The organism is Arthrobacter sp. Y3223164, assembly GCF_059091005.1.
The window spans coordinates 1-11548 of record NZ_JBNHGF010000057.1 but is presented as its reverse complement, the minus strand read 5'-3'; the positions used below and the strand labels follow the sequence as shown (position 1 = coordinate 11548).

The window sequence follows — 11548 nt, the reverse complement described above, 5'->3', positions numbered from 1 at the left end:
GCCCCTCGGCGATCGCCCACACGATCAAGGACTGTCCGCGCCCGGCGTCGCCGGCCACGAAGATGCCCCCGGCGCCGGTCATGTAGCCGCCGTCGCGGGCGACGTTCCCGCGCTCGTCGAAGGACGCGTTGACCTGCGCGTCGATCCCGGCATGCTCCGGACCGGTGAAGCCCAGGGACAGGAACACCAGGTCCGCCGGGATCTCCCGCTCCGTGCCGGGCTTGGGCACCCGCCTGCCGTCCACGAACTCGGTCTCGGCGACCTTCAGTGCGGTGAGCACGCCGTTCTCGCCCACGAACTCCACGGTGGAGGCGAGGTAGGTCCGCTCGCCGCCTTCCTCGTGGGCGCTGGCCACTTCGAACAGCGTGGGGAATGTCGGCCACGGCTGGTGCGAAGCACGCTGTGCCGGCGGCTGCTTGCCGATGGCCAGGGTAGTAACCGAGGACGCCTGCTGCCGGTGCGCGGTGCCGAGGCAGTCCGCGCCGGTGTCGCCGCCGCCCAGGATCACCACGTGCTTGCCCCGGGCGTCGATCTGGTCCGGGACCGCCTCGCCGGCCACCACCCGGTTGGCCTGCACCAGGTAGTCCATGGCGAAGTGCACGCCGGACAGCCCGCGCCCGGGGATCGGCAGGTCCCGTGGCACGGTGGCACCGGTCGCGATCACCACGGCGTCGTAGCGTCGGCGCAGCTGATCCCAGCTGATGTCCTTGCCCGCCTCGATGCCGGTGCGGAACCGCGTGCCCTCGGCCCGCATCTGCTCCAGCCGGCGGTCCAGGTAGTGCTTCTCCATCTTGAAGTCGGGAATGCCGTAACGCAGCAAACCGCCCACCTTGTCGTCGCGCTCGTACACCGCCACGGTGTGGCCGGCCCGCGTCAGCTGCTGCGCCGTGGCCAGCCCCGCGGGGCCGGATCCGACGATGGCGATCGTGTGACCGGTCAGCCGCTCCGGCGCGTGCGGAGTCACCCAGCCCTGGTCGAAGGCTTCCTCGATGACGGAGACTTCCACCTGCTTGATGGTCACCGCCGGCTGGTTGATGCCCAGCACGCAGGCCGCCTCGCACGGCGCCGGGCACAGCCGGCCGGTGAATTCGGGGAAGTTGTTGGTGGCGTGCAGCCGCTCGATCGCCTCCTGGTCCTTGCCGCGCCAGGTCAGGTCGTTCCACTCCGGGATCAGGTTCGCCAGCGGGCAGCCCTGGTGGCAGAACGGGATGCCGCAGTCCATGCAGCGGCCGGCCTGGCTGCGGAGCACGCCCTTCTCCTGCGCCTCGTAGACTTCCTTCCAGTCCATGATCCGCACGGGAACAGGACGGCGGGGCTGGGTCTGGCGTTCTCGAACTTTCATAAATCCGCGTGGGTCAGCCACCGGTTACCTCCAGGATTCGGGTCCAGACAACGTCGCCGTCGGGGTCGAGCCCTTCGGCTTCGGCGTTCGCCCGGGCTTGCAGCACCGCCGCGTAGTCGCGCGGCAGCACCTTGGTGATGCGGGCCAGGGTCCCTTCGAGGTCCTCGAGCAGGCGCCCGGCGAGCCGGGAACCGGTCTCCTCCGCATGTTTCTTCAACAGGGTGGCGATGGTCCCTTCGTCCGCCGGGTCCGGCCGCAGCAGCTGCAATTCGCCGTTGCCGGTGCTCTGCGTGTTCAGCATGCCGGGGTCCAGGTCCAGCACGTAGGCCACGCCGCCGGACATGCCGGCGCCGAAGTTGCGGCCGGTCCGGCCCAGGACCAGGGCCAGTCCCCCGGTCATGTACTCGCAGCCGTGGTCGCCGATTCCTTCGACGACGGCGGTGGCGCCCGAGTTCCGGACCAGGAACCGCTCGCCCACCTGGCCGCGCAGGAACATCTCGCCGCTGGTGGCGCCGTAACCGATGACGTTGCCCGCAATCACGTTGCGTTCGGACGCGAACGTGTTGGCCCGGTCCGGCCGGACGATAATCCGTCCGCCGGAGAGCCCCTTGCCGACGTAGTCGTTCGAGTCGCCGAGCAGCCGCAGGGTGATGCCGGCGGGCAGGAAGGCGCCCAGCGACTGCCCGGCCTGTCCGGTCAGCGTCACGTCGATGGTGTCGTCCGCCAGGGTTTCGATGCCGAAACGCCTGGTCACTTCGTGGCCGAGCATCGTGCCCACGGCCCGGTCGGTGTTGATCACGTCCAGGCTGATCCGCACCGGTTCGCGGTTGGTCAGCGCGTCCGAGCTCATGGCGATCAGCTGGTTGTCGAAGTGCTTGTCCAGTTCGTGGTTCTGCGTGGTCATGTTGCGCAGCGGGATGTCGGAATCGGTGCCGTAGCCGCGCAGGATCGGTGACAGGTCCAGGCCGTCGGCCTTCCAGTGGTCGAGTGCTTCGCGGGTGTCCAACAGCTCCGCGTGGCCGATGGCCTCGGCCAGGCTGCGGAAGCCCAGTCCGGCCAGCAGTTCGCGCACTTCCTCCGCAATGAACTCGAAGAAGTTCACCACGAACTCGGGCTTGCCGGTGAACCGGCGGCGGAGTTCCGGGTTCTGCGTGGCAACCCCCACGGGGCAGGTGTCCAGGTGGCAGACGCGCATCATGATGCAGCCGGAGACCACCAGCGGCGCCGTCGCGAAGCCGAACTCCTCGCCGCCCAGCAGCGCCGCGATCACCACGTCGCGGCCGCTCTTCAGCTGCCCGTCCACCTGCACGACCACCCGGTCCCGCAGCCCGTTGAGCATCAGCGTCTGCTGCGTCTCGGCCAGCCCCAGTTCCCAGGGCGCTCCGGCATGTTTGAGCGAGTTCAGCGGGCTCGCCCCGGTGCCGCCGTCGTGCCCCGAGACGAGGACGACGTCGGCCTTCGCCTTGGTCACGCCGGCCGCCACGGTGCCGATCCCGACCTCGGACACCAGCTTCACATGCACGCGCGCCGAGGGGTTGGAGCGCTTCAGGTCGTAGATCAGCTGCGCCAGGTCCTCGATCGAGTAGATGTCGTGGTGCGGCGGCGGCGAGATCAGGCCCACGCCCGGTGTCGAATGCCTGGTCCGGGCCACCCACGGGTAAACCTTCTGGCTCATCAGTTGGCCGCCCTCGCCGGGTTTGGCTCCCTGGGCCATTTTGATCTGGAGGTCCTCCGCGTTGGTCAGGTACAGGCTGGTGACGCCGAACCGGCCGGAGGCCACCTGCTTGATCGCCGAACGGCGCTCCGGGTCCAGCAGCCGGTCCACGTCCTCGCCGCCCTCGCCGGTGTTCGATTTCCCGCCCAGCCGGTTCATGGCGATGGCGAGCGTTTCGTGCGCCTCCTGCGAGATGGAGCCGTAGCTCATGGCCCCCGTGGAGAACCGCTTGACGATGCTGGAGACCGGTTCGACCTCCTCCAGCGGCACGGGCGGGCGGGCGCCGGCCTTGAACTTCAACAGGCCGCGGAGCGTCATCAGGTCCTTCGCCTGGTCGTCCACGCCGCGGGTGTACGCCTTGAACACGTCGTAGCGCCGTTCACGGGTGGCATGCTGCAGCCGGAACACCGTTTCCGGGTTGAACAGGTGCGGCGGTCCTTCACGGCGCCACTGATACTCGCCGCCGTTCTCGAGGGACCGGTGGGGGTCTTCGATCCCGTCGGCGGGGTAGGCCTGGGCGTGACGCGCCGCGGCCTCGGCGGCGATGACGTCCAGGCCCACGCCGCCGAGCTGCGACTGGGTGCCGGCAAAGTACTGGTCGACCAGGGATTGGGCGAGCCCGATCGCTTCGAACGTCTGGGCACCGCAGTAGGAGGGGACGGTGGAAATGCCCATCTTGGACATGATCTTCAGGACGCCCTTGCCCAGGCCCTTGATCAGGTTCTGCACGGCCTGGGCCGCGGTGACGCCCTGGAGGTCGCCGTTGCGCACCAGTTCCTCGCAGCTTTCCATCGCCAAATACGGATTGACGGCGGAAGCGCCGTACCCGATGAGGGCGGCCACGTGGTGGACCTCACGCACGTCGCCGGCTTCCACCAGCAGCGAGATCTTGGTCCGGTTGGCACTCTTGAGCAGGTGGTGGTGCACGGCGCTGGTCAGCAGCAGCGACGGGATGGGCGCCCATTGGGCATTCGAGTCCCGGTCCGAGAGCACGATGAACTTCACGCCGCGGTTGACGGCGCCGGAGACCTTTTCGCAGATCTCCTGCAGCCGGGCGGCCAATTCGGCGGCGCCGCCGTCCGGCCGGTAGAGGCCACTCACCTTCAGTGCGAGGCGGCTGCCCTCCTCGTCTTCCATCGCGGCGATCTTGGCCAGTTCGTCGTTGTTGATCACGGGGAAGTTCAGCGCCACCTGGGTGGTGCGAACCTGGCCGGTCGCCAGCAGGTTGCCGTCGGGGCCGATCGACGAACGCAGCGAGGTCACGAGTTCTTCGCGGATGGCGTCCAGCGGAGGGTTGGTCACCTGGGCGAAAGACTGCACGAAGTAGTCGAACAGCAGCCGAGGGCGCTTGGACAACACCGCGATCGGGGTGTCGGTGCCCATGGCCCCCAGCGGTTCGGCGCCGGTGCGGGCCATTGGGCCCAGCAGGATCCGCAGCTCTTCCTGCGTGTAGCCGAAGGTCCGCTGGCGGAGGTTGACCGACGCGGCGGTGTGCACCACGTGCTCGCGTTCCGGCAGGTCCTCCAGCCGGATCATGTTGTCCTTGAGCCATTCGCCCCACGGGTTGGCGGCCGCGACGTCGGCCTTGATCTCCTCGTCCTCGACCAGCCGGCCGGCCTCGGTATCCACCAAAAACATCTTTCCCGGTGAGACCCGGCCCTTCCTGACCACCGTGGCGGGATCGATGTTGACGACCCCGACCTCCGAGGCCAGCACGACCAACCCGTCCTCGGTGACCCAGTAGCGGGCCGGGCGCAGGCCGTTGCGGTCGAGCACGGCCCCAACGAGCCGGCCGTCGGTGAAGGAAACGGCCGCGGGGCCGTCCCACGGCTCCATCAGCATCGAGTGGTACTGGTAGAAGGCACGGCGCTCAGGGTCCATCGTGGCGTGGTTCTCCCACGCCTCCGGAATCATCATCATGATCGCTTGCGTAATCGGGCGGCCCGCGAGCATCAGCAATTCGGCGACTTCGTCAAAAGAGGCGGAGTCGGAGGCGCCGGGCGTGCAAATGGGGAACAGCTCTTCCGGCGTGTCGCCCAGCAGGGGGCCCTTCAGCTGCGACTGGCGGGCCCGCATCCAGTTGCGGTTGCCCTTGACCGTATTGATCTCGCCGTTGTGCGCGATGGTGCGGAACGGCTGGGCCAGCGGCCACGAGGGGAACGTGTTGGTGGAGAAGCGGGAGTGGACGATACCCAGTTTCGTCTTGAAGCGAGGGTCGGAGAGGTCCGGGTAGAAGGGTTCCAGCTGCGCGGTGGTCAGCATTCCCTTGTAGACGATGGTCTTGGACGACAGCGACGGGAAATACACGCCGAACTTGTTTTGGGCGCGCTTGCGGACGCGGAAAACGCGGGCATCCACATCGCTGCTGCCGGCAGCGGCCGGGTCGAGGCCCAGGAACACTTGGGCAAAGTGGGGCATGCAGGACCGCGCCATGGCGCCGACCAGTTCGGCCACTACCGGGACGTCGCGCCAGCCGATGACTGTGAGGCCTTCGGAGGCGGCGATGGCCTCCACGCCGTCCCGCGCTACCGCCGCCTCAGACTCGTCACTGGGCAGGAACGCGGTTCCGGCGGCATACCGGCCGGCCGCCGGCAGTTCGAAGCCCACCACCGCGCGGAAGAATTCATCGGGGATCTGGGTGAGCAACCCGGCGCCGTCGCCGGTTCCTTCGTCGGCGCCGACCGCGCCGCGGTGTTCCAGATTACGCAGCGCCGTCAGCGCCGCGTCGACGATGTGGTGGCCCGGCCCGCCCCGGAGGGTGGCAATCACCGCCAGGCCGCAGGCGTCCTTTTCGTGGGCGGGGTCGTACAGACCGGTTTTTTCCGGGTAGGCGGCGAAACGACTGAACGGCGAGGGCACCGTGGTGTGCCGGCGTTCGTGTCCGCCGCCGAGGCTGCGCGGGGTACTCGACCCCTTGAACGGAGGAGTCATCTGAACTTCCTTCTCCTGGATGTAGGTGAGAAGGGGACGGCGCTGGCCCCGCCCGGGCCCGCTCGAGCAAGCAGGCCCGTGATCCATGGATTCTGTGGCCAGCTCACCCCGCACAGCGCATTCGGTGTCCAGGGGTCGGATGGGGCCGCCAGGATGAACTGTGCGGTCGATCGGCCACGGCCGCCGGGACCGCACTGGGTGGTGCGCCTGTCCGGCGGAGAATCCACGTCAGTGTGGTCGGTACGCCGCATGCCTGCGCCCGGTTGGTGGTCCGGGAGGTGCGTACTGATGGTTCGGCCCGACGGTGAGGGCGGACCGGCCGCGGAGCGAGTCTGTTCTGCGGTAGAGCGACGATAGCACGGCGGGGACCCCGCAACACAGGCTTTTCCGGTTTTTTACCGACCGCTTTTCGGATTGCCGGCGGCAGCCCGGAGCGCACGAAGCCGCCGGAACGTCAGATTGCTGCGTTCCGGCGGCTGCGCGGGGAAACTAGTTCTGGCTGCGGTTGTTGTCCGTCCTGAGCGGGTCGTTCCCGGCCGCGGCATCGGCGGCTTTGGGGGCATTGGCCGCATCGACGGGCTTGGCAGCATCCGCGGGGTTGGCAGCATCCGCGGGGTTGGCAGCATCCGCGGGCTTGGCGGCGGCCTCGGCTGAAGGATCTTCGTCCGCGGCAGGCTCCCCGGCCTTCGCGTCGGACGTCCCCGCAGCGGTTTCGGCCTTCTCCCCCGCGATCACGGAGGATCCTGCCCCGCCGGCGCGGGATCCGCCGTCGTGCTTGGAGGCGTTCTCCTGCCGAGCCGCGGCCTGCCCGGATTCGGCCCCTTCCGCGACTGCCGAGGGCTCACGGCCCGGCAGGTACAGGGAGTCGGTCTCCACGGTCCGCGGACGGCGCGCCAGCACGATGAAGATCACGACGGCGGCGACCAGCAGCAGCAGCGACGTCCAGACGTTCAACCGCTGGGTGATGCCGAAGATCGTGATCATTTCGGCATCGTCGATGCGCAGCATTTCGATCCAAACCCGGCCGAGGGTATAGAACGCGACGTACAGCCAGAACAGCATGCCGCGGCGGAACTTGAAGCGCCGGTCCAGGAGCAGCAGCAGCGCCACGCCCGCCAGGTTCCACAGGGACTCATAGAGGAAGGTGGGGTGGAACAGCGTGCCCGGTTCCGCGTCGGCCGGGAAGTTGGGGTTGTCGGCGTCGATCTCCAGGCCCCAGGGCAGCGTGGTGGGGGCGCCGAAGAGTTCCTGGTTAAACCAGTTGCCCCAGCGGCCGATCGCCTGTGCCAGCAGCACGCCGGGTGCGGCGGCATCCATGAAGGCCGGCAGCTTGAAGCCGGCCCGGCGGCAGCCGATCCAGGCACCGACCAGGCCCAGTGCCACCGCTCCCCAGATTCCGAGCCCGCCGCGCCAGATCTGCGGGATCAGGCCGAGGTCGCCGTTCGGCCCGAAGTAGGCGTCGGGCGAGGAGAACACGTGGTAGAGACGGCCGCCGACGATGCCGAACGGGATGGCCCAGATGGCCACGTCCCAGATGAATTCTTCCGGCCCGCCGCGGGCCTTCCAACGGCGGTGGGTGAGCCAGATGGCCGCGACGATGCCCAGCAGGATGCACAGCGCGTACGCATGGATGGTGAGCGGGCCGATGCTGAATCCGGACCAGCCGGGGCTGGGGATGGAGGCCGGTACGGCCGTTGCGATAGTCGTGCTGTACACCAGGTGAGTCCTCTTGGCCGAAAGTTGCGGGTCGGGCGCGGCCCGCGGCAAACCGCTGGCCACCGGTTATTCTGTCAGGCCCGGGCTGTGCCTTCGCTTAGCCGCGCCGCGAGCTTGCCCAGTGCCGGCACGCCGGCGTTGCCGAGTTCGGCCACCAGCGCGGTGCCCACGATGGCGCCCTCGGCATACGCGCCGATCTCGCGCACGTGCTCGGGGCTGGAGACGCCCAGGCCGACGCAGACCCGTTCGGCTCCGGCCTCGTGCGCCGACCGGACCACGCGCTCGGCGGCGCCGGAAACGCTCTCGCGGGCGCCGGTGACGCCCATGATCGACACCGCGTAGACAAAACCGCGGCTGGCCTTGACCGTCATCGCCATCCGCTCCGGGGAGGAGGACGGGGCGACCAGGAACACGCGGTCCAGCCCGTACTTGTCCGAAGCTTCGAACCATTCGGCCGCCTCGTCCGGAATCAGGTCCGGGGTGATCAGCCCGGCGCCGCCGGCCTCGGCCAGCCGGCGGGAGAACTCGTCTACGCCCATCCGCAGCACCGGATTCCAGTACGTCATCACCAGCACGGCGGCGTCGCAGCGGGCGGTGATGCCGGCGACGATGTCGAACACCTGGCTGACCCGGAAGCCGTCCTTCAGCGCCTGCACGGTGGCGGCCTGGATGACGGCGCCGTCCATCACCGGGTCGGAGTACGGGATGCCGATCTCAATGACGTCGACGCCGTTCTCCGCCAGCGCAACGGCGGCGTCGATGGTGGTCTGGACGTCGGGGTAGCCGGCCGGCAGATAGCCGATCAGGGCGGTCCGGCCGTCGGCCAGGGCCCGGTCGATGGCCGCGGCCGATTTGCTGGCGGTGGCGGTATTGTTCACAGCTGCTCTCCTTCGGAGCCGATTTCGGCCTCGGGCGATTCGTCCGGCAGCAGGCCGAACCACTCCGCCGCGGTGGCGACGTCCTTGTCGCCCCGGCCGGAAAGATTCACGACGATGATGACGTCCTGCGGATGATCCTTGCCCTCGGTCAGGCGCTTGCCCACCCGCAGCGCCCCGGCCAGGGCGTGCGACGACTCGATGGCCGGGATGATGCCCTCGGTGCGGCAGAGCAGCCGGAAAGCGTCCATCGCCTCGCTGTCGGTGACCGGCTCGTAGCTGGCCCGGCCGATGTCCGACAGGTAGGAATGCTCGGGCCCGACACCGGGATAGTCCAGCCCGGCCGAGATCGAATGCGACTCGATGGTCTGGCCGTCTTCATCCTGCATGAGGTAGGAGCGCGCGCCGTGCAGCACGCCGGGCCGGCCCAGCGTGATGGTTGCGGCATGGCGGCCGGTGTCGACGCCGTCGCCGCCGGCCTCAAAGCCGTACAGCGCGACGTTCCGGTCGTCGAGGAAGCCGTGGAAGATGCCGATGGCGTTCGAACCGCCCCCGATGCAGGCGCAGACGGCGTCCGGAAGCCGGCCGGTCTGGTCCAGGATCTGCGCGCGGGCTTCCTCGCCGATGACTTCGTGGAAATAGCGGACGAGCGCCGGGAAGGGGTGGGCGCCGGCGGCGGTGCCCAGCAGGTAGTGGGTGTTGTGCACGTTGGCCACCCAGTCGCGCAGGGCCTCGTTGATGGCGTCCTTGAGCGTCTGCGACCCGGCGGTGACGGGCACGACGGTGGCTCCGAGCAGCTCCATCCGGGCCACGTTCAGGGCCTGCCGGCGCGTGTCCTCGGCACCCATGTAGACCACGCACTCCATGCCGAGCAGTGCGGCGGCGGTGGCGCTGGCCACGCCGTGCTGGCCGGCACCGGTCTCCGCAATGATGCGCGTCTTGCCCATCCGCTGGGCCAGCAGGGCCTGGCCCAGCACGTTGTTGATCTTGTGGGAGCCGGTATGGTTCAGGTCCTCGCGCTTGAGGAAGATCCGGGCGCCGCCGGCATGCCGGGAGAAGCGCTTGGCTTCGGTCAGCAGCGAGGGCCGGCCCGAATAGTTCTTGTTCAGCTCGGCGACCTGGGCAATGAACTCCGGGTCTGCCTTGGCCTTGTCGAAGGTGTCTTCCAGTTCGTCCAGCGCAGCAATCAGGGATTCCGGCATCCAGCGCCCGCCGAAGGCACCGAAATACGGGCCGGGGGCATGGCGGAGGCTGCCGCCGGCCAGGAAGGCATCGGCCGGTTCCTGGGTGTTTCCGGGCTCCGCCGGGGTATCGGGGCTCTGCGTCATGGCCGTCCTGTCTGTTACTGGAGGCAGGACGGCCAGCCGCAACCGGCCTGCCTGCCCCTGGGGATTCTTAAGTTGTGTGGCGCGTTGGTTCAGCCGCGCGCGGCAATGGCCTCGGCGCCCGCCGCGCCGAATTCGGCGACGGCGGCTTCCGGATCGCCCGTGATGACCAGCGCCTCGCCCACCAGGACGGCGTCGGCGCCCTGCGTGGCGTAGTCGCGCACGTCGTCCACTCCGCGGACTCCGGATTCGGCCACCACCACGGCGCCGGTGGGGATCCGGCCCGCCAATCCGGCGAACACCGAGCGGTCCACATCCAGGGTCTTCAGGTTGCGGACGTTCACGCCGATGATGCGTGCGTCCACGGCGACGGCGCGGTCGATTTCTTCGGCGGTATGCGTCTCCACCAGGGCCTCCATGCCCAGTTCGTGGGTCAGCGCCAGCAAGGCCTTCAGCCGTTCGTCGTCCAGTGCGGCGACGATCAGCAGCACCAGGTCGGCGCCGTGGGCGCGTGCCTCGAAGATCTGGTATTCGTCGACGTTGAAGTCCTTGCGCAGCAGCGGAACGTCCACCGCGGCGCGCACCGCGTCGAAGTCGGCCAGCGAGCCGTTGAACCGGCGCTGCTCCGTCAACACGCTGATCACGGCGGCACCGCCGCGTTCGTAACCGGCGGCCAGTTCGGCGGGATCGGCGATGGACGCCAGGTCGCCTTTGGAGGGGCTCTTGCGCTTGACCTCGGCGATCACCTTGAGCGCGGTTCGCGGCGAATCGTTGCCGCCCAGGGCCGCGTAAGCATCACGCGGGGCCGGCGCGGCCGCGGCCAGCCGCTGGATCTGCGCCAACGGAACCTGGGCGCGCCGGGACTCGAGGTCTTCGCGGACTCCAACGATGATGTCGTCGAGAACGGTCACGTTCAGTGTCCGCTGCCCTGGATCTTGCTGCCGTCCACGCCGTAGCCGACCTTCTTCATGATCCAGCCGACGATCAGGCCAATGAACATGATTGCCACGCCGGCCCAGAAGACCGGGGACGAGGCCATGGCGAAGCCGATGCCTCCCACGATGGAGCCCAAGATCATGATGAGCACGCAGGTCCAGGCGGCGGGGCTGTTGCCGTGGCCGATGACCTCGTCGTGGATGCTGCCTGCCGGATCCGTCTTCATCGCGGTTTCGGTGGCGGTGGCCTGGTTGCCCATGGTGTATCTCCCTCTAAAAACGGTTCTGCTACTTCATTCTGCCATTGTTTGCGGGCCCGGCAGGCCAGTGTGACACGGCTGCCGGCGGCCCCGCTGCCCGGTGCCGGGCGGCCGGCGGTTCAGTCGGTCGGGTCGTTGCCCCGGCTGAGCTGGTCCCAGCTGTCGATTTCATCCACGCTGCCGGCCCGGTCGGACGGCATGCCGTCGGCCTGCCGCTCGGTTGCCGGCACGTACTTCTTCGACGCGGCCCAGGAACGCCCGGCCGCCAGCAGCCAGACGGCCGTCAGCAACAGCAGGACACCGGCGGCGGCGCCCAGGTACGGGAAGACCGTGATGCCGACGGCGGCCTCTCCCCCGATCTGCCCGGTCGCCTCCCCGATCGCCGCCGAAGCGGCCCCGGCCGGGTTGGCGATCACCGTGAGGCTTGCGGCACAGATGCCGATGCCGGCC

8 protein-coding genes are annotated in these 11548 nt (G+C 68.9%); all 8 read right to left on the bottom strand.

Annotation, left to right across the window (positions count from 1 at the left end):
- A partial coding sequence (locus AC5RUJ_RS05290; protein WP_494155648.1) for a glutamate synthase subunit beta occupies positions 1-1363 on the bottom strand: 1363 nt, incomplete at its 3' end.
- Positions 1356-5987: a glutamate synthase large subunit gene (gene gltB / locus AC5RUJ_RS05285; RefSeq protein WP_494128205.1), complete on the bottom strand. Its 4632-nt coding sequence runs from the start codon at positions 5985-5987 to the stop codon at positions 1356-1358. The genes gltB and AC5RUJ_RS05290, both read right to left, overlap by 8 nt.
- 489 nt (positions 5988-6476) lie before the next feature.
- Complete coding sequence (gene lgt, locus AC5RUJ_RS05280; RefSeq protein ID WP_494128204.1) at positions 6477-7703, bottom strand: prolipoprotein diacylglyceryl transferase; 1227 nt, start codon at positions 7701-7703, stop codon at positions 6477-6479.
- Between the two features lie 74 nt (positions 7704-7777).
- Positions 7778-8581 carry a tryptophan synthase subunit alpha gene (gene trpA / locus AC5RUJ_RS05275; RefSeq protein ID WP_494025854.1) on the bottom strand — a complete coding sequence of 268 codons (804 nt, stop codon included), beginning with the start codon at positions 8579-8581 and terminating at the stop codon, positions 7778-7780.
- A complete protein-coding gene (gene trpB, locus AC5RUJ_RS05270) occupies positions 8578-9906 on the bottom strand; it encodes a tryptophan synthase subunit beta (protein ID WP_494023169.1) in 1329 nt (442 codons plus the stop codon). Before trpB ends, trpA begins: the two co-directional genes overlap by 4 nt.
- A gap of 89 nt (positions 9907-9995) precedes the next feature.
- The gene (gene trpC / locus AC5RUJ_RS05265) at positions 9996-10814 is read right to left on the bottom strand and encodes an indole-3-glycerol phosphate synthase TrpC (protein WP_494128203.1); all 819 of its coding nucleotides are present in this window, start codon (positions 10812-10814) and stop codon (positions 9996-9998) included.
- 2 nt (positions 10815-10816) lie between these two features.
- Positions 10817-11098, bottom strand: a complete 282-nt coding sequence (locus AC5RUJ_RS05260; protein WP_493999592.1) for an HGxxPAAW family protein — start codon at positions 11096-11098, stop codon at positions 10817-10819.
- Positions 11099-11217: 119 nt separating this feature from the next.
- The coding region (locus AC5RUJ_RS05255; RefSeq protein WP_494155647.1) for a Trp biosynthesis-associated membrane protein at positions 11218-11548 on the bottom strand (331 nt) is incomplete at its 5' end.

What these genes read in the sequence shown, in the direction of transcription:
- gltB (WP_494128205.1), bottom strand. Translation starts at nt 5,987, where the DNA reads ATGACTCCTCCGTTCAAGGGGTCGAGTACCCCGCGCAGCCTCGGCGGC.
- trpB (WP_494023169.1), bottom strand. Translation starts at nt 9,906, where the DNA reads ATGACGCAGAGCCCCGATACCCCGGCGGAGCCCGGAAACACCCAGGAA.
- AC5RUJ_RS05260 (WP_493999592.1), bottom strand. Translation starts at nt 11,098, where the DNA reads ATGGGCAACCAGGCCACCGCCACCGAAACCGCGATGAAGACGGATCCG.